The sequence below is a fragment of the Roseivivax sediminis genome (assembly GCF_900112685.1).
Classification (GTDB): domain Bacteria; phylum Pseudomonadota; class Alphaproteobacteria; order Rhodobacterales; family Rhodobacteraceae; genus Roseivivax; species Roseivivax sediminis.
The window spans coordinates 143,577-169,006 of record NZ_FOMS01000007.1 but is presented as its reverse complement, the minus strand read 5'-3'; the positions used below and the strand labels follow the sequence as shown (position 1 = coordinate 169,006).

General features: G+C 68.1%; 22 protein-coding genes. 11 read left to right on the top strand and 11 right to left on the bottom strand.

Annotated features, from left to right (window positions below; all coding sequences use genetic code 11):
• Positions 1 to 251: 251 nt before the first annotated feature.
• Entirely contained in the window at positions 252 to 1,634 is a 1,383-nt protein-coding gene (locus F3H57_RS12630) for a GntP family permease (RefSeq protein ID WP_149756273.1), read from the top strand.
• A gap of 207 nt (positions 1,635 to 1,841) precedes the next feature.
• On the opposite strand, the gene F3H57_RS12625 is transcribed toward F3H57_RS12630, so the two are convergent.
• A complete protein-coding gene (locus tag F3H57_RS12625; protein WP_149756272.1) occupies positions 1,842 to 3,449 on the bottom strand; it encodes a peptide chain release factor 3 in 1,608 nt (535 codons plus the stop codon).
• Between the two features lie 94 nt (positions 3,450 to 3,543).
• Here F3H57_RS12625 and F3H57_RS12620 point away from each other — a divergent pair, with 94 nt between their 5' ends.
• Positions 3,544 to 3,801: a DUF7218 family protein gene (locus tag F3H57_RS12620; protein WP_149756271.1), complete on the top strand. Its 258-nt coding sequence runs from the start codon at positions 3,544 to 3,546 to the stop codon at positions 3,799 to 3,801.
• A 75-nt stretch (positions 3,802 to 3,876) separates the two neighbouring features.
• Entirely contained in the window at positions 3,877 to 4,251 is a 375-nt protein-coding gene (locus F3H57_RS12615; RefSeq protein ID WP_149756270.1) for a nuclear transport factor 2 family protein, read from the top strand.
• 20 nt (positions 4,252 to 4,271) lie between these two features.
• On the opposite strand, the gene F3H57_RS12610 is transcribed toward F3H57_RS12615, so the two are convergent.
• The gene (locus F3H57_RS12610) at positions 4,272 to 5,288 is read right to left on the bottom strand and encodes a Hint domain-containing protein (protein WP_149756269.1); all 1,017 of its coding nucleotides are present in this window, start codon (positions 5,286 to 5,288) and stop codon (positions 4,272 to 4,274) included.
• 128 nt (positions 5,289 to 5,416) lie between these two features.
• Here F3H57_RS12610 and F3H57_RS12605 point away from each other — a divergent pair, with 128 nt between their 5' ends.
• The 5 genes from F3H57_RS12605 to F3H57_RS12585 all read left to right on the top strand — a co-directional run bounded on the left by F3H57_RS12605 (position 5,417) and on the right by F3H57_RS12585 (position 10,949).
• A complete protein-coding gene (locus F3H57_RS12605; RefSeq protein WP_149756268.1) occupies positions 5,417 to 6,196 on the top strand; it encodes an SDR family oxidoreductase in 780 nt (259 codons plus the stop codon).
• A gap of 1 nt (position 6,197) precedes the next feature.
• Positions 6,198 to 7,337 carry a hypothetical protein gene (locus F3H57_RS12600; protein WP_149756267.1) on the top strand — a complete coding sequence of 380 codons (1,140 nt, stop codon included), beginning with the start codon at positions 6,198 to 6,200 and terminating at the stop codon, positions 7,335 to 7,337.
• Positions 7,338 to 7,512: 175 nt separating this feature from the next.
• Entirely contained in the window at positions 7,513 to 8,256 is a 744-nt protein-coding gene (locus tag F3H57_RS12595; protein ID WP_149756266.1) for an RNA methyltransferase, read from the top strand.
• Positions 8,257 to 8,313: 57 nt separating this feature from the next.
• Positions 8,314 to 9,468 (top strand): heme A synthase, encoded by a 1,155-nt coding sequence (ctaA, locus tag F3H57_RS12590; protein WP_149756265.1) that lies wholly within the window; start codon positions 8,314 to 8,316, stop codon positions 9,466 to 9,468.
• A complete protein-coding gene (locus F3H57_RS12585; RefSeq protein WP_149756264.1) occupies positions 9,465 to 10,949 on the top strand; it encodes a carboxypeptidase M32 in 1,485 nt (494 codons plus the stop codon). Before ctaA ends, F3H57_RS12585 begins: the two co-directional genes overlap by 4 nt.
• A gap of 257 nt (positions 10,950 to 11,206) precedes the next feature.
• On the opposite strand, the gene F3H57_RS12580 is transcribed toward F3H57_RS12585, so the two are convergent.
• A complete protein-coding gene (locus F3H57_RS12580) occupies positions 11,207 to 12,073 on the bottom strand; it encodes a LysR family transcriptional regulator (RefSeq protein ID WP_149756263.1) in 867 nt (288 codons plus the stop codon).
• 168 nt (positions 12,074 to 12,241) lie between these two features.
• The gene (gene gyrA, locus F3H57_RS12575; RefSeq protein WP_149756262.1) at positions 12,242 to 14,989 is read right to left on the bottom strand and encodes a DNA gyrase subunit A; all 2,748 of its coding nucleotides are present in this window, start codon (positions 14,987 to 14,989) and stop codon (positions 12,242 to 12,244) included.
• A gap of 194 nt (positions 14,990 to 15,183) precedes the next feature.
• Between gyrA and F3H57_RS12570 the strand changes: the two genes are divergently transcribed.
• A complete protein-coding gene (locus F3H57_RS12570; RefSeq protein ID WP_149756261.1) occupies positions 15,184 to 15,453 on the top strand; it encodes an usg protein in 270 nt (89 codons plus the stop codon).
• A 17-nt stretch (positions 15,454 to 15,470) separates the two neighbouring features.
• On the opposite strand, the gene F3H57_RS12565 is transcribed toward F3H57_RS12570, so the two are convergent.
• Together F3H57_RS12565 and F3H57_RS12560 are read right to left on the bottom strand one after the other, a co-directional pair.
• Positions 15,471 to 16,670: a UbiH/UbiF family hydroxylase gene (locus F3H57_RS12565; RefSeq protein WP_149756260.1), complete on the bottom strand. Its 1,200-nt coding sequence runs from the start codon at positions 16,668 to 16,670 to the stop codon at positions 15,471 to 15,473.
• A 55-nt stretch (positions 16,671 to 16,725) separates the two neighbouring features.
• Positions 16,726 to 17,367 carry a pyrimidine 5'-nucleotidase gene (locus tag F3H57_RS12560; RefSeq protein WP_149756259.1) on the bottom strand — a complete coding sequence of 214 codons (642 nt, stop codon included), beginning with the start codon at positions 17,365 to 17,367 and terminating at the stop codon, positions 16,726 to 16,728.
• A gap of 103 nt (positions 17,368 to 17,470) precedes the next feature.
• On the opposite strand from F3H57_RS12560, the gene F3H57_RS12555 reads away from it, so the two are divergent.
• Complete coding sequence (locus F3H57_RS12555) at positions 17,471 to 18,121, top strand: GntR family transcriptional regulator (protein WP_149756258.1); 651 nt, start codon at positions 17,471 to 17,473, stop codon at positions 18,119 to 18,121.
• On the opposite strand, the gene F3H57_RS12550 is transcribed toward F3H57_RS12555, so the two are convergent.
• Complete coding sequence (locus tag F3H57_RS12550; protein WP_149756257.1) at positions 18,122 to 20,005, bottom strand: glycosyltransferase; 1,884 nt, start codon at positions 20,003 to 20,005, stop codon at positions 18,122 to 18,124.
• A gap of 113 nt (positions 20,006 to 20,118) precedes the next feature.
• A complete protein-coding gene (carA, locus tag F3H57_RS12545; protein WP_149756256.1) occupies positions 20,119 to 21,258 on the bottom strand; it encodes a glutamine-hydrolyzing carbamoyl-phosphate synthase small subunit in 1,140 nt (379 codons plus the stop codon).
• Positions 21,259 to 21,456: 198 nt separating this feature from the next.
• On the opposite strand from carA, the gene F3H57_RS12540 reads away from it, so the two are divergent.
• The gene (locus F3H57_RS12540; RefSeq protein ID WP_149756255.1) at positions 21,457 to 21,921 is read left to right on the top strand and encodes a GatB/YqeY domain-containing protein; all 465 of its coding nucleotides are present in this window, start codon (positions 21,457 to 21,459) and stop codon (positions 21,919 to 21,921) included.
• 137 nt (positions 21,922 to 22,058) lie between these two features.
• Here F3H57_RS12540 and F3H57_RS12535 read toward each other — a convergent pair whose 3' ends face one another.
• The 3 genes from F3H57_RS12535 to ctaD all read right to left on the bottom strand — a co-directional run bounded on the left by F3H57_RS12535 (position 22,059) and on the right by ctaD (position 25,253).
• Positions 22,059 to 22,952: a hypothetical protein gene (locus F3H57_RS12535; RefSeq protein ID WP_149756254.1), complete on the bottom strand. Its 894-nt coding sequence runs from the start codon at positions 22,950 to 22,952 to the stop codon at positions 22,059 to 22,061.
• Entirely contained in the window at positions 22,952 to 23,446 is a 495-nt protein-coding gene (locus F3H57_RS12530; protein WP_149756253.1) for a DUF2244 domain-containing protein, read from the bottom strand. The genes F3H57_RS12535 and F3H57_RS12530 overlap by 1 nt, the downstream gene beginning before the upstream one ends.
• Before the next feature lie 133 nt (positions 23,447 to 23,579).
• The gene (gene ctaD, locus F3H57_RS12525) at positions 23,580 to 25,253 is read right to left on the bottom strand and encodes a cytochrome c oxidase subunit I (RefSeq protein WP_149756252.1); all 1,674 of its coding nucleotides are present in this window, start codon (positions 25,251 to 25,253) and stop codon (positions 23,580 to 23,582) included.
• Positions 25,254 to 25,430: the final 177 nt, after the last annotated feature.

The following is a 25,430-nucleotide window of genomic DNA, read 5'->3' as shown; positions in this document are numbered from 1 at the left end:
GCGCTGATTGAGGGGACGGGAGCGAGGGGTCAGCCCCTCGCGCTCCCCGGGGTTTATTCTGCCAGATGAAGAGGGGGCGGCGCGCCGACCTGGGGTGGGACGCCGGGATGGTTGCCGTTGTTCTAGGCGACGGCGCCACACGTCAGGCGCGAATCCGCGCATGGGCGCGCTAGCGCCGATTTGCTCTGGAAGCGGCGCGGGGCAGCGGTATCTGCGCTGCAGCGACCCCAGACCAGAGAGGATCGGATCCCGTGGGACTTTTCGGCATCATCATCTCGCTACTCTTGCTCATGTACCTCGCCTATCGCGGGATCAACGTGCTGATCCTCGCGCCGCTGCTGGCGCTTCTGGCAGTGCTCCTGTCAGGGAGCGGGCCGCTTCTGGCGACCTACACGCAGGTCTTCATGGAGGAGCTCGGCGGCTATCTCATCCGGTTCTTCCCGCTGTTCCTGCTGGGTGCGATCTTCGGCAAGCTGATGGCGGACTCGGGGTCCGCCCGGACCATCGCGGAGGGCTTCGTGAGCCGCATCGGCGCGGCGCAGGCGATCGCCGCGGTGGTGCTGGCCTGCGGCGTGCTGACCTACGGGGGCGTGTCGCTCTTCGTCGTCGCCTTCGCGGTCTACCCGATCGCCAATGCGCTGTTCAAACGGGCGGACATCCCCAAGCGGTTCATCCCGGCGGCGCTGGCGCTGGGGTCGTTCACCTTCACCATGACCGCCTTTCCGGGCACGCCGGCGATCCAGAACGCGATTCCGGCCCCCTATTTCGGCACTACCACCTTCGCCGCGCCGATCCTCGGGACGGTCGCCGGCCTGATCATGATGATCGGCGGGATCCTGTGGCTCAACATGCGCAAGGCGCGCGCGGCGGCGGGCGGGGAAGGCTACGGCGAGCATCCGCCCACGGATGCCGACGCCGACGCGCCCGAAACCGGGCTGCCGTCCTTCGCCATCGCCATCGCGCCGGTGGTGGCGGTGATCTTGCTGAACGGGGTGTTCACTTACCTGGTGATCCCGGCGCTCGACACCAGTTATCTTCAGACCGAGCAGTACGGCGAGGTCACCAAGGACGACGTGAAGGGGATCTGGGCGATCATCGCCGCGCTGGTCCTGTCGATCGTGCTGTGCATCGGGCTCAACTGGGGCCGGCTGACGGAACTGCAGGAGAGCGTGAACAAGGGCACGATGGGATCGCTTCTGCCGGTGTTCAATACCGCCTCCGAGGTCGGATACGGCGCGACCATCGCGTCGCTGCCGGCCTTCGCCACGGTGCGCGATGCGGTGCTGGGTGTGTCGGAGAACCCGCTGATTTCGACCGCGGTGGCGACCAACGTGCTGGCGGGGATCACCGGGTCGGCCTCGGGCGGCATGTCGATCGCGCTCGAGACGCTGGGTGAACGGTTCCGCGAGATCGCCGAGCAGTCGGGGATCAGCCTGGAGCTCATGCACCGTGTCACGGCGCTGTCCTCTGGCGGGTTCGACGCGCTGCCGCATAACGGCGCGGTCATCACGCTGCTGGCGATCACCGGCCTGACCCACAAGCAGAGCTATGGCGACATCTTTGTGGTGGCGGTGGCGATCCCGCTTCTGGCGACGGTGTCGGTCATCATTCTGGGATCGGTATTCCTGGTGTGAGCCATCGGGCCGGCGAGGGGCTGCCGGCCCCTCGCGCTCCCCGGGAGTATTTGGAACGAGAAGAAGGGGCAGGGGCGCCGGCCTGGGCGACGGCTCGACATCTAACCGCCGCGAGAGCGCGGGGCGCAGGGAAGGCGGCCTCGCGGCCGCGACATGGGACGGCCTTTCCAGTGGACCAAGCAGCGGGGCGGCCCCGCCGCCGGCGGGTCAGACCATCATTTCCTTCGTCGCCGACAGCGTCACCTCGGGGTGGTCCCGTTCGATCCGGTCGATGTCCCATTGCATGCGCGTGAGGTAGACGATGTCGCCGTCGTTGTCGTGAGCGATGTGCTGCTTGTTGCGATTGGCGAAGGCCTCCACCTTGTCCTTGGGTCCGTGGACCCAGCGGGCGGAGGTGAATTGCGACGGCTCGAACCGCACCGGCAGGCCGTATTCGCTTTCGATCCGCGCGCCCAGCACCTCGAATTGCAGCGCGCCGACCACGCCGACGATGTAGCCCGAGCCGATGGACGGCTTGAAGATCTTGGCCGCTCCTTCCTCGGCGAACTGGTAGAGCGCCTTTTCGAGGTGCTTGGCCTTCATCGGATCGCCCGCGCGCACGTTCTGCAGAAGCTCCGGCGCGAAGGACGGGATGCCGGTGACCTTCAGCGCCTCACCCTCTGTCAGGGTGTCGCCGATGCGTAGCTGACCGTGGTTGGGGATGCCGATGATGTCGCCGGCCCAGGCCTCCTCGGCAAGCTCGCGGTCGGCGGCGAGGAAGAGGACCGGGGCGGAGACTGTCATCGCCTTCTTCGACCGGACATGGGTGAGTTTCATGCCCCGCTCGAAATGACCCGAGGCGAGGCGAACGAAGGCCACCCGGTCGCGGTGCTTGGGGTCCATGTTGGCCTGCACCTTGAAGACGAAGCCGGCGACCTTGCCTTCCTCGGGCGCGATCTGGCGCGGTTCGGCGCGCGCCGGCTGCGGCTCGGGCGCGTAGGCGCCGATCCCGTCCATCAGTTCCTTCACGCCGAAGGAGTTGATGGCCGAGCCGAACCAGATCGGCGTCATGTGTCCCTCGAGCACCGCCTGCTTGTCGAGCGGCGGCAGAAGCTCGCGCGCCATCTCCACCTCTTCGCGGAGCTGGTCGAGGAGGTGATCCGGCACATGCTCGGCCAGCTTGGGATCGTCGAGACCGCTGATCGAGATCGACTCCGCGACGCGGTTGCGGTCGGCGCGGTCCATCAGCTCCAGCCGGTCGTTCAGCATGTCGTAGGCGCCGACGAAGTCGCGTCCCATGCCGATGGGCCAGCTCGCCGGGGTCACGTCGATGGCGAGGTTCTCCTGGATCTCGTCGACGATCTCGAACACGTCGCGGCTTTCGCGGTCCATCTTGTTGCAGAAGGTCAGGATCGGCAGATCGCGCAGGCGGCAGACCTCGAAGAGCTTGCGGGTCTGGCTTTCCACGCCCTTGGCGCCGTCGATGACCATGATCGCCGCGTCGACCGCGGTGAGCGTGCGATAGGTGTCCTCCGAGAAGTCGGAGTGGCCGGGCGTGTCCACGAGATTGAAGCGGAAGTCGCGGAAATCGAAGGACATCGCGGAGGCGGAGACGGAGATGCCGCGATCCTTCTCCATCGCCATGAAGTCCGACCGGGTGCGCCGCGCCTCGCCCTTGGCGCGGACCTGGCCGGCCATCTGGATCGCCCCGCCGAAGAGCAGGAACTTCTCGGTCAGCGTGGTCTTGCCCGCATCGGGGTGCGAGATGATCGCGAAGGTGCGGCGGCGCGCGATCTCGGGCGGCAGGGCGGGGCGGTTGGATGGGGCATCGAGCATGGCGCGGGATATAGCCCGCCCCCGGGCGCCCCGCAATCGGCCGCGGGAACCCGAGCGCGCGCTGCACGGTTGCGGTGACAAAAGGAGATCTGTCATGGCCGACCGCCCCTCGATCAAGAACGAAGATCTGTACGAAGACCTGCGCGACGACGGCATGTCCAAGGAAAAGGCCGCACGCATCGCGAACGCCAGGGCGAACGACGACATGTCGCCGTCGAAGAAGGGTGGAAAGCGCCCGCCCTACGAGGAGTGGAGCAAGGATGACCTCTATGCCCAGGCCCAGAAGGTCGGGATCGAGGGCCGCTCCGACATGACCAAGGACGACCTGATCGAGGCACTGCGCAAGCACTGAAGCTTTGTCTTGCCGGTGTCATGGTTCTGCGGCAATCTCAAGGAACGTTTGGCGAACATTCCGGGAGGGCACGTCATGGATCTGACGGCGATTGGCAAGGAACTGGTGGCCGGGTGCCGCGAGGGCCGCGAGGCGGAAAACCTCGAAAAGCTCTACGCGGTGGACGCGGTGTCGGTGGAGGCGGTGCAGATGCCCGGCTCCGACAGTCGCGAGACCGTCGGGCTGAAGGGGATTCGTGGCAAGCATGCCTGGTGGGAAGCCAACATGGAGGTGACCGAGCAGGTGGTTTCCGGCCCGTTTCCTCATGGCGACGACCGCTTCGCGGTGCACTTCAAGGTCAAGGGCCGCGACAAGAGCAGTGGCGACGGCTTCGACATGGAGGAGGTCGCCGTCTACCACGTCGCCGGTGGCAGGATCGTGCGGGAGGAGTTCTTCTACCAGGCGGGCTGAAGTTTGACGTGCGGCGCCGCCTACCCGCCGGAGGACTTTCGCAGGACTTCCGCTGCGTCGTCGCGGTGCAGAAGCGATTCCTGAACCTCGATGGCGCTGACGGCGGTGTCACGGTGGCCGGGGATCACCGCCTTCAGCGTCTCGGAGAACTCGCGCGGCAGCGCCGCCCGCGTGCGGGTGTCGATCAGCATCGATTCCGCCGCGATTCCCTCGGCATAGATGATCTGGTGATGATCGAAGAGCATCTGGTAATAGTCCACGAAGCCGCCATTCAGCCGCGCGACGGTGTCGCCGTTCACGAGGTGCCGCGCTTTCACCAGAAGCTCGGGCCGCCCGACGCCGAGCCGGTCGGTGCGCTGGTAGATGAACAGGCGGTGATCGGGGCTGACCACGAGGTCGTTGGTGTTGTTCAGCACCCCGGCCCTGATCAGGATCGGTGCGAAGGATCCCACGGCGCGCGTCGTCGTGTGGCCGATCCAGCGGATGGCCTGCGGGCCGTCGTCGCGCGTCAGGACCAGATCGCCGATCTCCAGGTCTTCCACGGCGCGTTGCGCCCCGCTCGCCAAGGTGATGAGCGTGCCGCGGGTGAACGACACGCAGGCCACCTGCGCGAAGCGGGTCAGCGCGTCCTCCGGGTCGATCCCGACCAGTGCGTAGTCGGCACGCGGATCGAGCGGCGCCAGCGGCAGGAGGTACACCCCGTCGATATTTCCGGCGTCGTCTGTCTCCACCAGCATCAGCGCTTCGGTGGTACAGCCGTCGCCGGACATGAAGGTCACCGCGCAATCGAGGTGCAGATCCGCGCCCGGGCGCCCGACCTCGCTGCCCGCGTCGATGGCGAAGGGCGGCTCCGCGCGGGCGAGCAAGCTCAGCCGCACGGGCGTCGCGACGGGCGACAGGCGGTAGATGTCGTCGAGCACAAGTTCGTCCGCAACGGAAATGCCGTCGCCGAGGTTGGCGCCGTTGGCCACGCGGAACTGCGCCGCGCGGTAGACGGAAACGGGTTGCAGCGGGGCGGAGTCGGCACTCGAGGGCATCGTAGGGGCATCTCACACGGACGGCATGGCTGTCCAATGAACACGGGCTTGAGTGTATGCGAAGCGAATGTGGCATGCTATGGCCGCGTTTCCGGCGATTTGCCGCAACACGAGGCAGGAGGGACGATATGGATCTCGGGATCAAGGGCAAGCGGGCGCTGGTGACGGCGTCCTCCAAGGGGCTCGGCCGCGGCTGCGCCGAGGCGCTGGCCGAAGCCGGGGTCGACCTGGTGCTGAACGCACGCGGCGCCGACGCGCTGGAGACCACCGCCGCGGAGATCCGGGACCGTTTCGGCGTCGCCGTGACCGCTGTGCCGGCCGACATCGTCTCGGAAGCCGGGCGCGCCGAGGTGCTGGCCGCAGCGGGCGAGGTCGATATCCTCGTTACAAATGCCGGCGGCCCGCCGCCGGGGATGTGGCACGATTGGCGGCGGGACGATTTCCTCGCCGCGCTCGATGCCAACATGCTGACCCCTATCGCTCTGATGACGGCGCTGCTGCCGGGCATGTGCGCGCGCGGCTGGGGGCGGGTGGTCAACATCACCTCGCAATCGGTCAAGGCGCCGATCCCGCAACTGGGGCTGTCGAACGCCGCGCGGACCGGGCTGACCGGGTATGTCGCCGGCACTGCGCGGCAGGTAGCGCAGGACGGCGTGACCATCAACAACCTGCTTCCCGGCATTCATGCCACCGACCGGGCCGCATCGCTCGATGGCGGCGTGGCGGAGCGTGAGGGTATTTCCGTCGAGGAGGCGCGCGCGCAACGCCAGGCGACGATCCCGGTGCGGCGCTACGGCTCGGCGGCGGAGTTCGGTCAGGCCTGCGCGTTCCTGTGCTCGCGGCATGCAGGCTTCGTGGTCGGGCAGAACTGGCTTCTGGATGGCGGCGCCACCAACGCGACGCTCTGACATGGCGCGCGGGCCGGACGGGCAGGGCGGCGGCGCCGGTTTCTCGCTGTCCGACCAGCTTTTCAACGCCGGCAGCATCGCCGATCTGGCGCGCGACTTCGCGGTCCTGCCCGGCTTCGATGCGGCACGCTTCGAGGTCGAGGCGCTGACGGAGCTGGAGGGGCGCACGCTCCTCCAGCGGCTCGACTGGCTGGCGAGCTGCGCCGAGGCGCAGCTGCCGCGCGATTTCCCGGCGATGGCCGACGCGCTCGAGACGGCGATGCCGCCGCCGCTCGACCCCGCGCTCTCGGACGACGATTTCGGCCGGTTCATCCATGCCGTGCCGGGCATCCTCGCCGTGCGGCACGGGTTGGAGAATCACCGGGAAAGGGCGCTCGACCTTCTGCACGCGGCGACTCAGCGCTTCTCCATGGAGTTCTACATCCGCCCGTTCCTCGACCGCTGGCCCGAGGAGACGCTGGCGCGGCTGGGCACCTGGGCTGAGGACGACAATTATCATGTGCGCCGGCTGGTGAGCGAGGGCACCCGGCCGATGCTGCCCTGGGCGGGGCGGATCGCGCTCGACCCGCTCAGGCCGCTGCCGCTTCTCGACCGGCTGCATGCCGACCGCACGCGCTATGTCACGCGGTCGGTGGCGAACCACCTCAACGACATCTCCAAGATCGCGCCGGAGGCGGTCACCGGCCGGCTGCGAGACTGGGCCGCATCGGGCCGGCAGGCCCCGCGCGAGATGGACTGGATCACCCGCCACGCCCTGCGCACCGCCGTCAAGCGCGGCGAGCCCGAGGCGCTGCGGCTTCTCGGCTTCGATCCGGACGCGGCGCTTTGCGTCGATGTGACGGTGCCGGAGCGGGTGGCGATCGGGGAGGTGCTGGATATCGGCGTGTCCATCGCGGCGGAGGCGGAGGCCCGCGTGCTGGTCGATTACCGCGTCGTCTTCCACCGGCCCGGCGGGCGCACGGGGCAGAAGGTGTTCAAGCTCGGGCAGGGGCGAGCCGCGCCGGGCGCGCCGCTGGTCCTGGTCAAGGCGCACCGGATCAAGGCGGCGGCGAGCACCTTCAGGTGGCACCCGGGCCCGCACCGGATCGTCGTGCAGGTGAACGGGCGGGATCGTGCGGAGGCGGGGTTCGAGGTGATCTGAGGTTGCGCCCGGAGGCGCGGACGGGAGTGGGGGCCAGCCCCCACACCCCCGGGATATTTGAGGACAGATGAAAGCCCGGGCGCGCCCCTGATCGGGTTGGGACACCCGGTTGCGGCGGGGATTGCGGCGGGTGCGGCGAGGGCCTAGGGACGGAGCGGATTTTCCGGGAGAGACCATGACAGACGCCGCGCAACCCGCCTTCGTGCTCGTGCGCCCGCAGATGGGCGAGAATATCGGTGCGGCGGCGCGGGGGATGCTGAATTTCGGGCTGGACGCGATGCGGCTCGTCGCGCCGCGCGACGGCTGGCCCAACCCGGCGGCGCGCGCCATGGCAAGCGGGGCGGGCCGCGTGCTCGACGCCGCCGAAGTGTCGGATAGCACCGCCGAGGCCGTCGCCTCCTGCCATTTCGTGCTGGCGACCACGGCGCGGCCGCGCGGTTTGACCGTGCCGGTGTATTCGCCCGAAGCGGCGATGGTCGAGGCACGCGACCGGATCGCGCGGGGCGAGCGGGTCGCGGTCCTCTTCGGGCCCGAGCGGGCGGGGCTCGAGAACGCCGACATCGCGCGCGCCAACGCCGTGGTGTCGGTACCGGTGAACCCGGATTACGCCTCGCTCAATCTTGCGCAATGCGTGCTGCTGATGGCCTATGAATGGCGCCGGGCGACCGCCGAGGTCGTGCCGCACACCGTCGAGATGGCCGGCGCGGTCTGGGCGGATCAGGCGGAGGTCGACGCGCTTGCCGCGCATTACGAGAGCCGGCTGGAGGAGGCGGGGTTCTTCTTTCCGCCCGAGAAGGCCGAGAGCATGAAGCGCAACCTGCGCAACCTCTGGAGCCGGATGCCGCTGACGCGCGCCGACGCGCAGATCCTGCACGGGGTCCTGCGTCAGATGGTCCGCTGGGCCGGGCGGGGGCGCTGACTTGAAGGCCCCTCGCGGCGGGCATAGTGTCCGCGCGCGTGGTTCAAGGAGCGTCGGATGGCACAGAAGCCCAAGCGCAAGCTCTTCGAGGATGTGGGCGAGGGCACGGCCCCGCGGGCCGAGGCGCCGAAGGGCGGCATGATCGATGCCGGCCGCCGCGGCGCGCGCGGCGCGGTGCGCGCCTGGCTGATGGTGCTGTTCGCGCTCGTGATGGTGATGATCGCCGTGGGCGGGCTGACGCGCCTGACCGACAGCGGGTTGTCGATCACCGAATGGAACCTCGTCACCGGGGCGGTGCCGCCGCTGGACCAGGCGACCTGGGAGGCGGAGTTCGAGAAATACCAGCGCATCCCGCAATTCGAGCTTCTGAACCCGACCATGACGCTGGACGAGTTCAAGACGATCTACTGGTGGGAATGGGGGCACCGGCAGCTTGGACGGGTGATCGGGCTGGTCTGGGCGGTCGGGTTCCTGGGCTTTCTGGTGACCCGAACGATCCCGCCGGGCTGGGCCGGGCGTCTCCTGGGGCTGGGCGCGCTCGGCGGTCTGCAGGGGGCGATCGGCTGGTGGATGGTCTCCTCGGGGCTCGGCAACGGCATGATCAGCGTCGCGAGCTACCGGCTGGCGGTGCATCTGGGGCTCGCCTTCGTGATCCTGGGTCTGATCGCCTGGTACGTCTTCCGGCTTGGCCGCGAGAGCCGCGAGCTGATGCAGGCGCGCCGCGCGCGGGAGGGCAAGCTGTTCTCCATGAGTACCGGCCTGATGCACTTCGCGTTCCTGCAGATCCTGCTCGGGGCGCTTGTCGCGGGGATCGATGCGGGGCGGACCTATACCGACTGGCCGCTGATGTCGGGCGGGATCTTCCCGCCGACGCCGTTCGAGATCGAACCGGTGTGGCGCAACTTCTTCGAGAACGCGGGGCTGGTGCAGTTCATGCATCGGATCGCCGGCTACCTGCTGTTCGTCTTCGGCATCGTCGTCTGGGCGCGCTCGCGCCGGTCGCCGCACGCCGCGACGCGCTTTCGCTTCAACGCCGTGTTCGCGATGATGGTGATCCAGATGCTGCTCGGGATCGCCACGGTGCTTTACGGTGCGACCTGGCAGATCGCCATCGTCCACCAGGTCGGGGCCGTGGCGCTGTGGGTGCTGATCCTGCGGGCGCGCTTCGGCGCCGCCTATCCCGCGGCCCAATCTCTTCGGGGGACAAGATGACCGACGCCTATGATGCCCTGATGGAGTTCGAGCGCGAGACCGGCGCCATCGCGCATGTCGCTGGCCGCCTGTCCTGGGACCAGGAGACGATGATGCCGCGCGGTGCCGCCGCCCAGCGGGGCGAGGAAATGGCGGCGATGGAGGGCGTGCTGCATGCCCGCCGGTCCGATCCGCGCATCGGCGCGTGGCTGGCGACGCTGGAGGCGGCGCCAGAGCCGCTCGGGCCGGTCCAGGCGGCCAACCTGCGCCATATTCGCCGGTCCTACGATCGCGCGGTCAAGGTGCCAGCGCGGCTTGCGGCGGAACTCGCGCGCGTGACCAGCGTGGCGCAGGGCGTCTGGGCGGAGGCGCGCGCGGAGGACGATTTCGCGGCCTTCGCGCCGACGCTCTCGCAGGTGCTGAAGCTCAAGCGCGAGGAAGGCGCGGCGCTGGCGGATGGGGGCGACGTCTACGATGCGCTTCTGCAGGATTACGAGCCCGGCGCCACGGCCGAGCAGCTTTCGGCGATGTTCGGGGCGCTCAGGCCGCGGCTGAAGGCGCTGCTGGACGAGGTGCGCGGCGCGCCCGCGCCGGCGCGGCTGTCGGGCACGTTCGACGAGGACGCGCAGATGCGCCTTGCCCGCGACATCGCCAAGACCTTCGGCTACGACCTGACTCGCGGGCGCGTCGACAAGGCGGTGCACCCGTTCTCCTCGGGGTCGGGCAACGACGTGCGGATCACCACGCGCACGGCGGCGGACGATCCGTTCAACTGCCTCTACTCGACGATCCACGAGGTCGGCCATGCCTCCTACGAGCAGGCGGTCGCGCAGGATTACTTGTTCACGCCGCTCGGGCAGGGCGTGTCGATGGGCGTGCACGAAAGCCAGAGCCGAATCTACGAGAACCAGATCGGCCGCTCTCAAGCCTTCACCTCCTACCTCTTCGGCGAGATGACAAGGCGCTTCGGAGAGATCGGCGTCCCGGATGCGGAGGCGTTCTACCGCACCGTGAACCGGGTGCATGACGGCTACATCCGCACCGAGTCGGACGAGCTGCAATACAACCTGCACGTCCTGCTGCGTTACGATCTCGAGCGCGCGCTGGTCGCGAAGGAGCTTGAGGTCGCCGACCTCGAGGAGGCGTGGAACGCCCGGTTCGCCGCCGATTTCGGTTTCGCGGTCGACCGGCCCTCTAACGGTGTGCTGCAGGATGTGCATTGGTCGGTCGGGCTGTTCGGTTACTTCCCGACCTATTCGCTGGGCAACGTCTATGCCGGCTGTCTGCATGCCGCGCTGCGCCGGGCGGAGCCGGGCCTCGACTCCGCGCTGGCGGCGGGCGATCCGTCGCCGGCCACGGGATGGCTGCGCGAGAACGTACAGCGGCATGGCGGCCTGTTCGAGCCACGCGACACCATCGCGCGCGCGACCGGGGAAGCGCCGTCGGAGGGGCCGCTCATGGAATACCTGGAGACGAAATTCCGCGACCTCTACGCGTTGTGAAAAAAGCGCGGCCCGAGGGCCGCGCAGGTCACGGTTTGAAAGACGCGAGCCGAAGTCGTCTCGGAGCATGGTGCTCCGGCCGGCCCGGACGAAGCCGTAGCGCCAGCCGCCAAAATGCGATGAGAGGCGCAAGCAGCGTGGCGATCAGGTGGAGCCGGGTCATGCCCGGTCTGCTCGTATCGTCGCCTGCAACAAGGCGCACAACCTTGACGGGATCTCAAGCAAGGCCCGCACAAAGACGGCCTTGCATCAGTCGATCAGGTCGCGGATGCGACGCTCTGGTTGGCTTGCGCGATATCCTCGAAACAGGTGGCGATCCATTCGACCACGGTGCGCATCGCCGGATCGCTTCGGCGGGTTTCGTGGAACATCAGCCAGAAATCGGCCTGGAACGGCGCATGCGTCGGCTCCAGCTCCAGGGGCACGAAGGCCGGGTCCTGCGCCGCGAGCACGTCGGGGAGCGGCCCGGGCAGGCCGGTCATCTTCATCAGGCTGAAGAGCGCGATGAAGGAATCGACGCGGATCTTGGGGGCCCGGGCGAAGCGGGCGAACCCCTGCTGCATCGGCGGATAGGCGTCGTGCGCCTCACCCAGACCGGCCCAGCTATCCGAAATGGCAACGTCCTTCTGCTGGTAGAGCCGGAACGAAAGCTGCCCGGCCTTTCGCGTGACGATCCGTCCGCTGTCCGGCTGGCCGTACATGACGACGAGGTCGTTCTCGCCCAACCCTTCCCGGAATACGCGATCGGTGAAGGTGATCGACACGCCGTCGAGCATGCTGCCATGCCGCTGCAGCCCGGGAATGAGCACCTGTGAGGTCACGATCGGGATCGAGCCGATGCTGATCTTGACCGGCTCGTTGGAATGGCGCGCTGTCTCGTCGTTCAGAACGCTCTGCAGCGTGCCGTCGAAGGCCTGCGCTACCTCGATCAGGCGCACCACCGCGTCCGACGGGCGCCAGCCATCCGTCGTCTTTATGAATGCCGGTGTGCCGAGTTGCTCGGAAAGCCGCTCGATCCGCCTGGAGACGGTTGCGGTATTGGTTCCGAGGTGCTTTGCGGCCGCCGTCATGGTGCCGGCCTTCGACAGCGCCACGAGAAAGCGGAGATCGTCCCAATTGTCCATGCCGGTCCGTGACCTTCACAAGCTGAAGAAGAGCGCGAACAGCGCGCAAGTGGGTCGTGGCGCCGGATGTGAAAAGCGACGTCTCGGCGGCGCACTCTTCTTTATCACATGCCCGCAAAGCTGCAATAACGTGTTTGCAGCTTTGCGGCCTCAGTGATCCAAACGCATCTAGTTCTGGTCGGGTTCCGAAGCGTCATCTTCGGTCGTCTGATCGGCGATCCATGCGACGCTGACGACCTCTTCCCCTTGCCCGGTGTTGAACACGCGGACGCCGCCGGCACTGCGCGAGCGGAAGGAAATCCCCTCGACCGGCACACGGATCGACTGCCCGCGCGATGTGGCGAGCATGATCTGGTCGTCGATTTCCACCGGGAACGACGCCACGACGGCGCCGCCGCGCATTGCCTTGTCCATTGCGGTGACGCCCTGGCCACCACGCCCCCGCACCGGGTAGTCGTGGCTCGACGACAGCTTGCCCGTGCCCTTCGAGGTGATGGTGAGGATCAGATTCTCGGCCGCCGACATCTGCGCGTAGCGTTCCTGCCCGATGGAGGCGTTGGCGTTGCCTTCCTCGTCCTCGGTCTCCGACGCTTCGTCCGACAATCCGGCGACCGCGCGGCGCATCTTGAGATAGGCGGCGCGTTCGTCCGAGGTGGCCTCGAAATGCCGGATGATCGACATCGACACGACCTTGTCGCCGTTCTGCAGCCGGATGCCGCGCACGCCGGTCGACTTGCGGCCCTTGAAGACGCGCACGTCGGTCGACGGGAAGCGGATCGCGCGGCCGGCGTCGGTGACCAGCATCACGTCGTCCTCGCCCGAGGCGATGCGTGCGTTCACCAGCGTCACGCCCTCCGGCAGCTCCATCGCGATCTTGCCGTTGCGCTTGACGTTGGTGAAGTCCGACAATGCGTTGCGGCGCACGTCGCCGCCCGATGTGGCAAAGACGATTTGCAGATCGTCCCAATCGTCCTCGTCCCGGTCGACGGGCATGATCGCCGCGATCGACACGCCGGTCGGGATCGGCAGGATGTTGACGATCGCCTTGCCCTTGGACGTGCGCCCGCCCGCCGGCAGCCGCCAGGTCTTGAGCTTGTAGGCCATCCCGTCGGTGGTGAAGAACAGAAGCTGCGTGTGCGTGTTCGCCACGAAGAGCGTCGTGACCGCGTCGTCGTCCTTCAGGCCGCCGCCCGACACGCCCTTGCCGCCGCGCCGCTGGGACCGGAAGTCCGACAGCGGCGTGCGCTTGATGTAGCCGGACTGCGTCACGGTGACGACCATGTCCTCGCGCTCGATGAGGTCCTCGTCCTCCATGTCGCCGGCCCAATCGGCGATCTCCGTCCGGCGTGGGACGGCGAAAAGCTCCTTCACCTCGGCCAGCTCGTCGGCGATGATGCCCATGATCCGCTCGCGTGAGCCGAGGATCTCCAGGTATTCCTTGATCTTGCCGGCCAGCTCCTCGAGCTCGTCGGTGACTTCCTTCACGCCGAGCTGGGTGAGCCGCTGAAGACGCAGTTCCAGGATCGCGCGGGCCTGCGCCTCGGACAGGTTGTAGGTCCCGTCGTCGTTCATGGTGTGCGTGGGATCGTCGATCAGCCGGATATAGGGCGCGATCTCATCCGCGGGCCAGCGCCGCTCCATCAGCTTCTCGCGCGCCTCGGCGGCGTCCTGCGAGGCGCGAATTGTCGCGACGACCTCGTCCACGTTCGAGACCGCCACGGCCAGACCGCAGAGAATGTGGCTGCGCTCCCGCGCCTTCCGGAGCAGGTAGGCGGTACGCCGGGCGACCACGTCTTCGCGGAAGTCGATGAAGGACGTCAGGAACTTGCGCAGCGTCAGCTGTTCCGGTTTGCCGCCGTTCAGCGCCAGCATGTTGCAGCCGAAGGAGGTCTGCATCGGCGTGAAGCGGAAAAGCTGGTTCAGCACCACGTCGGGCGTCGCGTCGCGCTTGAGCTCCACCACCACGCGCACGCCGGAGCGGTCGGATTCGTCCTGAACGTGCGCGATGCCCTCGATCCGCTTCTCGCGCGCGGCCTCGGCGATCTTCTCGATCATCGCGGCCTTGTTCACCTGGTAGGGAATCTCGTCGATGACGATGGCGTAGCGGTCCTTGCGGAGCTCCTCGATCCGGGTCTTGGCCCGGATGATCACGGAGCCGCGGCCCTCAAGATACGCCTTGCGCGCGCCGGAGCGGCCGAGGATCATGCCACCGGTCGGGAAATCGGGGGCCGGCACGTAGTCGATGAGTTGCTCGGACGACAGGTCCGGCTCCTCGATCAGGGCGAGCGTGGCGTCGATCACCTCACCGAGGTTATGCGGCGGGATGTTCGTGGCCATGCCGACGGCGATGCCGCCGGCACCGTTGACCAGCATGTTCGGAAAGCGTGCGGGCAGGACGGACGGTTCGCGGTCCTTGCCGTCGTAGTTGTCCTGGAAATCGACCGTTTCCTTGTCGATGTCCGCCAGCATGTAGGAGGCCGGGCGGTCCATGCGGACCTCGGTGTAGCGCATGGCCGCCGGGTTGTCGCCGTCCATCGACCCGAAGTTGCCCTGACCGTCCAGAAGCGGCAGCGACATGGAGAAGTCCTGCGCCATCCGCACCAGCGCGTCGTAGATCGCGCCGTCGCCGTGCGGGTGGTACTTACCCATCACGTCGCCGACCGGGCGGGCGGACTTGCGGTAGGACTTGTCGTGCGTGTTGCCGGTCTCGTACATCGCGTAGAGGATGCGGCGATGCACAGGCTTCAGCCCGTCGCGCAGGTCGGGGATCGCCCGGCTCACGATAACGCTCATCGCGTAATCGAGGTAGGACGATTTCATCTCTTCGAGGATCGAAACCGTCGGCCCGCCGCTCGGCGTGGGGCGGGTGCCGCTGTTTTCGTCTTCGTTATCAGGGGGTTCGGGCGTGTCGTTCACGTGTTCTGTCCGCCTGTGCGTTTTCTATATCTTGTTATTTATTGTATATCAGAGCCCGGATATGGGGTGCAATGGGCCCCGGTCCGCGCTGGTTGGCAGCCAGCGGCTGAGGTGGCTAACACGCTGTTTTCGTTGAAAACTAAGAAATACGCGGCATCATCTTCTCTACAACACAAGAAAAGAGAGGTATGTGCATGTCGCTGAGCGAGACCGAACTGATGCTGCAGGGCTACGGGCTCACCACCGCGGAGATCTTCTACCGGATGCCCGATTACCGGAACGTCCTCAACACCTTCGTCTGGCAGGAATACGATCTGGCGCCGGATCACCCGCGCCTGTTCGAATTCATCGAGTTCTGGCAGGACAGCATCGAGGGGCCGCTGCACTCGATCCGGTACACCCATCGCAAGATGCTGTCATCGGGCGAATGGCGCAGCGTCGTCGGAGAGCTGACCTACCATTGAGCGATCTGGCGCGCGGCTCAGCTCCGCGCGCCGAGGCCGAGTTGCATGAGGGTGCGGCGCACCGGCGCCAGATCGTAGAGCGCGCCGAGCCCGGCGGCCCGCAGGTCCTGTACCGCCGGGTTTGCCGATTGGCTGATCCGGTTGAGCGCGGCGATGCCGCCGACCCGCAGCCGCATGTCGCCGGCTCTAGTCCGGGCGTAGCGGTCGAGCATCTCCGGCCCGCCGAGATCTGCGCGATGGCGCAGCGCGAGCGTCAGCAGCGCGTCGAGGTCCCGCAGGCTCATGTTGAGCCCCTGCGCGCCGATGGGCGGCATGACATGCGCCGCCTCCGCCACCAGCGCGAGCCGCTCGCCGCGGATCCGGTCCGCCGCCTGCGCTATGATCGGCCAGATTGTGCGGCGCGAGGCGAGAGTGAGCGGCCCGAGCACGCCGCAGGACCGCTCCGTCATCTCCGCCTCGAACGCCTCAGTCGGCAGACCGGACAGCCGCTCCGCCTCCGGCCCGTCCTCCATCCACACGATGGCCGAGGAGGGTCGGCCCTCGTGGTCGGGCAGGGGGACCAGCGTGAACGGCCCGCCGCTGCGGTGGATCTCCGTTGAGACATTACCGTGCGGCTCGGGATGCGTGACCGCGAAGGCGAGCGCTTTCTGCCCGAAACGCAGCGTCTGCACGCCGATTCCGGCAGCGGTCCGCATGGGCGAGGCGCGGCCGTCCGCGGCGATCACCAGCGGCACCTCGATCATCGTGCCGTCGGTCAGTCCCACGCGCGCCGCGCTGGTGCGGGTCAACAGGGTCCGCGTGCCGGTGCCGTGCCGCAGCTCCACGTTCTCGAGCTCGGCGATGGCGTCCAGCAGCACCCCGCGGATCAGCCAGTTGGGCAGGTTCCACCCGAACGGCGCGTCCGAGATGTCGGCGGCATCGAAGTCGCGCACCGTGCGCGGCTCGGCCACCTCGCCGCCGGCGTCGACGATGCGCATGACCTGCAGCGGCGTGGCGTGCGGGGCCAGCCGATCCCACAATTCAGCGCGGTCCAGGAAATCCCGCGCCGGCTGCAGGAAGGCGGTGGTGCGCAGGTCGGCGCCCTCGGCGTCGCGCTCCGTCACCGGCGGCGCGGGATCGACGCAGAGGACGTCGAAGCCCGCGCGCCCGAAGGCTGCGGCGGCGGCAAGCCCGGCGATGCCCCCGCCGGAGATCAGTATGTCGTATCGGCTGCTCATGCTCCGCAGGTAGGCGCGGGGGCGGCGCTTGACCACAGCCAAAGCGCCGCAGGACTCAGGCGAGGCGGCCGAGAAAGCCGGCAAGGTCGTCGGTGTGGTGGTGGATGTGCTCGTCCGGCGCCGGGATGGGAGCGACATGCACCGTCCTCAGGCCCATGGCGTGCGGCACGGCGAGGTTGCGCGGATCGTCCTCGAACATCGCCGCGCGCTCGGGGTGCAGACCGTCGGCGGCGAACACCGTCTCGAACGCGGCGCGCTCCGGCTTCGGACGGTAGCCGGCCTCGGTCACGCCATAGACCGCGTCGAACAGGCCGGTCAGCTTCAGCCCGGCAAGCACTGATTGCGCGTAATCGGCGGTGCCGTTGGTGTAGACGATCCGCCGCCCCGGCAGCGCCCCGATGGCGGCGGCGAGCGCCGGCGACGGTTCCAGCACGTCGAAGGAGATGTCATGCACGTCCTGCAGGAACGGGTCGGGGTCGACCGCGTGACGCGCCATCAGCCCGGCCAGCGTGGTGCCGTGTTCGCGCCAGTAGAGGTCGCGCAGGCGGTCCGCCTCCTCCGGCGCAACGCCGAGTTCACGCATGATGAAGGCGCGCATCCGCGCCTCGATCTGCGGGAAGAGCCGGGTCTGCGGCGGATAGAGCGTATTGTCTAGGTCGAAAACCCAGGTCTCGACATGGGAAAAGGCATCCTGCATGGGCTTGGGCTTAGGGCGGCGCGGGGTGCTTGCCAAGGCCCGGCTTGATCGGGCGCGCGCCCCGCGGCTATCCTGCCCGTCACGTTCAAGGGAGCGAGAATTCATGTCGTTCGCACGGCCCGGCCAGAAAGACGCCTACGCGCTGATCCTCGAGGCGATCGACACCGGGATCTACCGCCCCGGCGACCGCCTGGTCGAAAGCGACCTCGCCGAGCGCTTCGGGGTCAGCCGCACGCCGATCCGCGAGGCGTTGCAACGGCTCGAGACGCAGTCGCTGCTGACGCGCGACGGCCGGTCGCTGATCGTCGCCTCGCTCGATCACAACCAGATGTCCGAGCTTTACGCCGTGCGCACGGAGCTCGAGGGGCTCGCCGCCCGCCTCGCTGCGCGCCACGCCACCGAGGAAGAGATCCTCGTTCTGGCCGAGATGGTGGAGGCCGATCACGCGCTCCTGGACGATTCGAAGGCGCTGGCGCGGGCGAACCGGCGCTTTCACACGCAGATCCACCTTGCCTCGCACAACCGGTTCCTGGTGCAGCAGCTCGATCTCGTGCACCGGTCCATGGCGCTGATGGCGACGACGTCGCTGGCGGCGCAAGGGCGGGGCACGGTCGCGCTGAAGGAGCATGGCAAGATCGTCGACGCGATCCGGCGCAGGGATGAGGCCGGCGCCTCCGCGGCCTTGCGCGAACACATCTCCACCGCCTTCGTGACGCGGCTGAAGGCCGACAGCTTCTCGCGCGAGACCGGGTGATCACTCGGCCGTGCGATCGGCGGTGGCGTGGTCGGGCAGGGACGCGCCGTGCATGGTCTTGTCCCAGTAGAACGGGGCGCGGAGCACCTCCCACAGCGCCTTGTAGGCTGCAGCCACCGAGAGCGGGAAGTAGAACAGCGTCGTCGGCACCCAGCGTTTGAGCCCGGTGTGACGGCTGCGGGCCAACGCGGCGAGGCCGACCGCCAGCGTCACCGCCTCCGAGGTCAGGAACAGAGTGACGAGGCCGCGCGCCTGCGCGTCGTTCAGGTGGTCGAAGGCCGGATGCGGCAGGCCGAAGATCACGGCCCAGAAGGTCCACAGCACCGGCGCCAGCAGCGCCTGCAGTATGGTGCCGAGGAAAAGGATCTGCATCCCGGCCATGCGCCAGGCCCCCAAGTCGCGCAGAAGGGCGCCGGGCCGGCGGGTGTGGGCCGCCCAGGTCATCATGTAACCCTTGATCCAGCGCGAACGCTGCCGCACCCAGGGCCAAAGCCGGTTGTTCGCCTCTTCCAGCGTGACCGTTGCGATGAGTTCGGTGCGGTAGCCGTGCCGCGCCAGACGCACGCCGAGATCGGCATCCTCCGTCACGTTGTGCGCGTCCCAGCCGCTGACCGCTTGCAGCGCGCTGCGCCGCAGGTAGACCGTGGTGCCCCCAAGCGGAATCACGAGGCCGAGCCGGGCGAGCCCCGGCAGAACCAGACGGAACCAGGTCGCGTATTCGATGGCGAACATCCGCGACAGCCAGTTTGCGTGCGGGTTGTAGAAATCGAGCACGCCCTGGAGGCAGGCGACGTCCTCGCCCGCGGCGGCAAAGCGCGCCACCACCCGGTCGACCTGGTTCGCCGCCGGCGCGTCCTCGGCGTCGAGCACGCCGATGATCTCGCCGCGCGCGAAGCGGCGGGCATAGTTCAGTGCGCGGGGTTTGGTGGTCACCGGGCCCTGCGGCACCTGGATCACGCGGATCCAGGGCGGCAGATCGGCCCGGGACAACGCGCGGCGCGTGGCGTCGTCGGCCTCTTCCAGGATCAGCACGACGTCGAGGGCGGATTTGGGGTAGCTCAGGCGCTTCAACCGCTCGACGAGCGTGCCGGCGATCTCGGATTCGCGGAAGAGCGGGACCAGCAGGGTGACGACCGGGCGCGGCGCTTGTGCCGGGGTGGTCGGCGGCGCGGGGGCGCGCGGGGCGGCCAGCGCGGCGGCGAGTTTCAGTCCCTGGCAGGCCAGCATTGACAGCATCGCCACCGCCGCGACACACAGGAAGAACATCCCCGGCGCCAGCGCGAGCCCCGTGAGGCAGAGGATGCCAGCCGCGAGCGCCGCGCGGCGCGCGCCGGGCTGTGCGAGGTTGAGGTCGCGGCAGCTCACGTCGTCGGGCACGTCTTGGGCAGCCGCCTCCGCGAAGCGCAAGCCGTGCCGGCGCGCGATCTCGGTCTCGATCTCGGCCTCGAGAGCCAGGGCCGGCATGATCTGCGGCCAACTGTCGGCGAGTATCGGGCGCAGGGCTTCGATCGTGGCCGGATCGGTAGCCGCGACGATCAACGTGTCGCCGGCCGCGCGCCAGGGCAGCACCCGCCAAGCGAGGCAGAGGTCGGGCGGAAGCAATCCGTCGAGCTCCGGATCGGGTGGGGTCGTGGCAACGTCCACCGTGGGCAGCCCGAAATGCCGGCCGAGCATGCGCAGCGCCTCTTCCGGCTCGGCCAGCCCCTGCGCCGTGAGCACACGGTCGAGCGGCAGACCGGTGGCCTGCGCCTCTCCGAGCGCGTCGAGCAACTCCGCGGCGGCCATGCCGCAGCGGTCGATCATCAGCCCGCCCATCGGCCGGCCCCGATCGCGCGCGTGCGGCAGCGCGAAGAGCGCGCCGGGGTCGTCGGTCGCATCGGACATGCCATACCTCGCACCAAACCCGTGGAGGCAGTTTGTGCGGAGGACTGGTTAACCTTGCGTTAACGGTAAAGAACCGTTTACATGACGCGCCGAATTTTAGGCATTCCTGCCCCTCAGCGGCCGTCCATCGAGGCGGCGAAGCGCTCGAACAGGTAGAAACTGTCCTGCGGGCCGGGGCTCGCCTCGGGGTGGTGCTGGACCGAGAAGACCGGCTTGTCGGCCATCCGGATGCCGCAGTTCGACCCGTCGAAGAGCGATACATGCGTCTCCAGCACCCCGGTCGGCAGCGACTGTCCGTCGACGGCGAAGCCGTGGTTCATGGAGGTGATCTCAACCTTGCCGGTCTCCACCTCCTTCACCGGGTGGTTGGCGCCGTGATGGCCGTGGTTCATCTTGACCGTACGCCCGCCGAGCGCCAGCGCCAGCATCTGGTGGCCGAGGCAAATGCCGAAGAGCGGTACGTCCTTCTCCAGCACGCCCCGGATCATCGGCACGGTGTATTCGCCGGTGGCCGCCGGGTCGCCGGGGCCGTTGGACAGGAAGACACCGTCCGGCGATTGTGCGAGCACGTCCTCGGCCGTGGCGCTGGCGGGCATGACCGTGACCTCGCAGCCGGCGGAGGCGAGGCAGCGCAGGATGTTGCGCTTGGCGCCGTAGTCGATGGCGACGACGCGGTGGCGCGCCTCGGTCTGGCGCTTGTAGCCCTCGGGCCAGGCCCACCGCATCTCGTCCCAGCGGTAGCTTTGCGCACAGGTCACGCCCCGCGCGAGGTCGCGACCGGTCAGGCCGGGGAAGGCGCGGGCCCGGGCGATCAGGGCCTCGATGTCGAAGCGGCCCTCGGGATCGTGGGCCAGCGCGACATGCGGGGCGCCCAGTTGCCGGATCGCCCGGGTCAGCCGTCGCGTGTCCACCCCTCCGATTGCGATGCGGCCGCGCCGGGCCAGCCAGTCCGACAGCCGTTCGGCCGCGCGCCAGTTTGAGGGTTCGGTGGGCATCCACTTGACCACCATGCCCGCGGCCACCGGGTCCTGCGTCTCGTCGTCGTCGGGGTTCACGCCCACATTGCCGACATGAGGGAAGGTAAAGGTCACGATCTGGCCGGCATAGGACGGGTCGGTCATGATCTCCTGGTAGCCGGACATGGCGGTGTTGAAGCACAGCTCGGCCTCTGTCTGGCCGGCGGCACCGAAGCCCTGTCCGTAGAACACGGTGCCGTCGGCGAGCGCGAGACAGGCGGTGGGGGTCGGGGCCATGGCGGTTTCCTGCTGTGTCCGGGGCAAATCGTCCAGTGATATACGGGCTTCGGCCGGGAACGACAACCCCGGCATTTTTCCCATAAGTCGTTGATTTACATGATATGAGGCGAGTTGCGGCATTGCGGCACGGGCCGTTGCGCCGCGCGGTGTCATTGGCTATCTTGCGCCCTTGCGACCATGGGGATGGGTAAGCGGATGAACCTTCGAGCACGCATCGGCGCGGCCACGAAGCAGGCGATGAAGGACAAGGACGCCACGCGCCTGTCGACCCTGCGGCTGATCAACGCCGCGATCAAGGATCGCGACATCGCGGCCCGGGGCGAGGGCGGAGAGGGCAGCGGTGTGGATGACGCCGAGATCCTCTCGATCCTGGGCAAGATGGTCAAGCAGCGCCGGGAAAGCGCGCGCACCTACGAGGAAGGCGGCCGGCTGGACCTTGCCCAACAGGAAGAGGCCGAGATCAACGTGATCGAGGAATTCCTGCCGCGCAGGCTGTCGGAACGCGAGGTCGACACAGCGGTCGAGAACGCGGTGAGCGAGGTCGGCGCCACCTCGATTCGCGACATGGGTCGGGTGATGGGCGTGCTGAAAGCCAGGCATTCCGGCCAGATGGATTTTGGCGCGGTGGGCTCGAAGGTGAAGGCGCGGCTCGCCGGCTGATCCTGCGGTGCGCGCTGCCGCGCGCCCACCATATTTGGGGTAGGACCCCAAACCCCCCGTATGGGGGCGCTGCCCCCATGCCCCCGGAGTATTTCGGGGCCCAAAGAAGCAGGGGACGGGGAGGCGGGGCGCCCGTGTCAGGGGAAGTCGCGAATGACCTCGCGCAGAGTGTCCGCATCGGTGACCCGGTAGCGCGCGACGAAGCGGGTCTTGAAGCCGACGCGGCCGCGGCGCGCGCCGAAATTCTCGCCGTGGTTCAGCTCGTAGAGGACCGATGGCCGGGACAGCGGCGCGAGCGGCCGGCCGGCGAGCGCGGCGAGATAGGGAAACATCCGGTGTTCGTGCTGCGTCATCTCGGCGAGGAAGGCGGCGCTTTGCGGCTGCGCCGGATCGTGCAGGAGCGCCGCACAGGAGCCGCAGAGCTTCCAGAACGGCTTGCGCAGCGGCAGGCGCGGGGTGCGCGGCCCGGCAAGCGCCACATGACCGGTGGCGACGTCCCGCACGAAGCCGGTCTCGGCGAGGTAGCCCGGTTCCTGCCGGGCCAGCATCTCGGCCACCGTGCCCTGCCGCAGGAGGTCGTCGGCATCGAAGCTCATCACGTAGGCGGGGTGCGGCGTGTCCGCGGCCATGGCGGAGACGAGCGCGCGCAGTTTGCGCCACTTGTCGTTGCCCGGTGCCGGGTCGTCGAAGGGCAAGTGGCGGATGCGCGGATCGTCGGGCAGCGCGGGCGGCACCTGGCAGCAGATCAATGCGCGCCAGGACGGGGCGTCCTGCCGGCGCAGGCTCTCCAGCGTCGCGCCGAGCCGCCGCTCCACCGCCGGCCAGTCGGAGACGTGATCCGGGCTGACGAGCGGGATGAGGAAGATCACCTCCTTCGCCGGCCGGTGGGGCGGGCCGGCGGCGCGCAGGTCCAGCGCCGCCCGTTCGGACGCGGCCAGACCTGCCGTGGCGGCCGCCCTGGCCGGCGCGAGACGAGCGAGGGCCAGCCGGGCGGCGCGGGACGCTTTCGAGGTGGCGGGTTCCTGCGCCATCAGGGGGACGCGATCGCCCGGACGCGGGTCGACAGCTCGTCGTAGAGCGCCTTGCGCTCATCCTCGGAAAGGAAGGCGCCGATCTCGACCTCGCGGCCGGCGCCCGAGAGCGTGACGTAGAACGGCACCGGCCCGCCCTTTGGATGCAGCGTCACGCGGGTCCAGTAGGGGTTGCCTTCCCATTCCTGGCAGGCGCCGCGCGGGTTGTGGCGCACCAGGCGCATCCGCTCCCGCTCCAGCGTCAGGATCTCCAGGATGCGGCGGTCCGCCTCGTTGCGCCTGAGCGCCCAGTAGAGGCCGCCGAGCGCGATCAACAGGAACGGCAGCAGACCCCAGAGGAGCACGGTGCCGAGAAGTCCATAGAGAGGCAGCGTCGCCATGGTGAAGGTGGCCAGGATGAAGGCCGCGAATCCCGCCGGCGGCAGCGAGTTGTGCGGCCAGAGCGTCAGCTCGGCCGGGTATCCCTGTGTGTCGTCGGTCCAGCGATAGGGCATGTCGGATACGGTTCTAGCACCGTCGGCGGCGCTGTCGAACGAAGTTTGACCTCGAGGTCGGGCGCTGCCGCCCCTGCAATGCGAAAGGGCCCCGGCGATGCGGGGCCCTTCTGCGTCTGTCTTGCGGGCCGGATCAGTGCGCCGGCGAGCGGTCCCAGTCCTCGCGCTTCGGGAGCTGCTCGAACGTGTGCTCCGGCGGCGGGGAAGGCAGGGTCCATTCCAGCGTGTCGGCGTATTCGTTCCACGGGTTGTTCGCCGTCTGAGCCTCACCCTTGCGGAGCGAGTAGGCGATCACGCCGAAGAAGAACACGAAGGACGCGAAGGACAGGAAGGCGCCCCAGCTCGACACGTGGTTCCAGAGCGCGAAGGCCTCCGGGTAGTCGATGTAGCGGCGCGGCATGCCCTGGCGGCCGAGGAAGTGCTGCGGGAAGAAGGTCAGGTTGGCCCCGATGAACATCGCCCAGAAGTGCAGCTTGCCGGCCCATTCGGGATACATCTTGCCGGTCATCTTGGGGAAGTAGAAGTAGATCCCCGCGAAGATGGCGAACACGGCCCCGAGCGACATCACGTAGTGGAAGTGTGCCACAACGTAGTAGGTGTCGTGATAGGCCCGGTCGATCCCGGCCTGCGACAGGACGATGCCGGTGACGCCGCCCACGGTGAACAGGAACAGGAAGCCGAACGCCCAGAGCATCGGCGTCTTGAACTCGATCGAGCCGCCCCACATCGTCGCGATCCAGCTGAACACCTTCACGCCCGTGGGCACCGCGATCACCATCGTCGCCAGCATGAAGTAGGACTGCTGCGTCAGCGACATGCCGACGGTGTACATGTGGTGCGCCCACACGACGAAGCCGAGCGCGCCGATGGCGATGATCGCCCAGACCATCGGCAGGTAGCCGAAGATCGGCTTGCGCGAGAACGTCGCGATGACGTGGGAGATGATGCCGAAGCCGGGCAGAATGATGATGTAGACCTCGGGGTGCCCGAAGAACCACAGGATGTGCTGGTAGAGCACCGGGTCGCCGCCGCCCGACGGGTCGAAGAATGTTGTCCCGAAGTTGCGGTCGGTCAGCAGCATGGTGATCGCGCCGGCGAGAACGGGCAGCGACAGCAGGATCAGCCAGGCGGTCACGAAGATCGACCAGGAGAACAGCGGCACCTTGAAGAGGCTCATGCCCGGCGCGCGCATGTTCAGGAAGGTGGTGATCATGTTGATCGCGCCGAGAATCGACGAGGCGCCCGAGACGTGCACCGCGAAGATCGCCAGATCCATCGAGAAGCCGCCCTCGCGCACCGACAGCGGCGGGTAGAGCACCCAGCCCACGCCGGAGCCGAGCTGGCCGTTGCCGCCCGGCGACAGGACCGAACACACCGCGAGTGTCGAGCCGGCCACGTAGAGCCAGAAGGACAGGTTGTTGAGGCGCGGGAACGCCATGTCCGGCGCGCCGATCTGCAGCGGCATGAAGTAGTTGCCGAAGCCGCCGAAGAGTGCGGGGATCACCACGAAGAACATCATCAGGATGCCGTGGCCGGTGATCAGCACGTTCCACAGGTGCCCGTTCGGGGTGCAGTTCTCGACCGCCGCGGGCCAGAGCCGGGCGCCTTCCATGCACATGAACTGTACGCCGGGGCTCATCAACTCCATGCGCATGTAGACGGTGAAGGCGACGGACACGAAGCCCATCGCCGCCGCGACGATCAGGTAGAGTATCCCGATGTCCTTGTGGTTGGTGGACATGAACCAGCGCGTGAAGAACCCTCGCGAGTCCTCGTGGTCATGGCCGTGGACGGCGGCGTCTGCCATGTAAGCCTCCTGCTCTGTGCGACGGGGGCGCCGGGCAGATCCTGCCCGCGCCCTGCAACCTATGCGCCGGTTTTAGGAAACTCCTGTCGGCGCGGCAATGACAGCTTTTGCCGCATGTCCGGGAATTTTGTCGCAGATCAAGGCGCGATGCGGCGACAGGCCGGCATATAGCGCCCC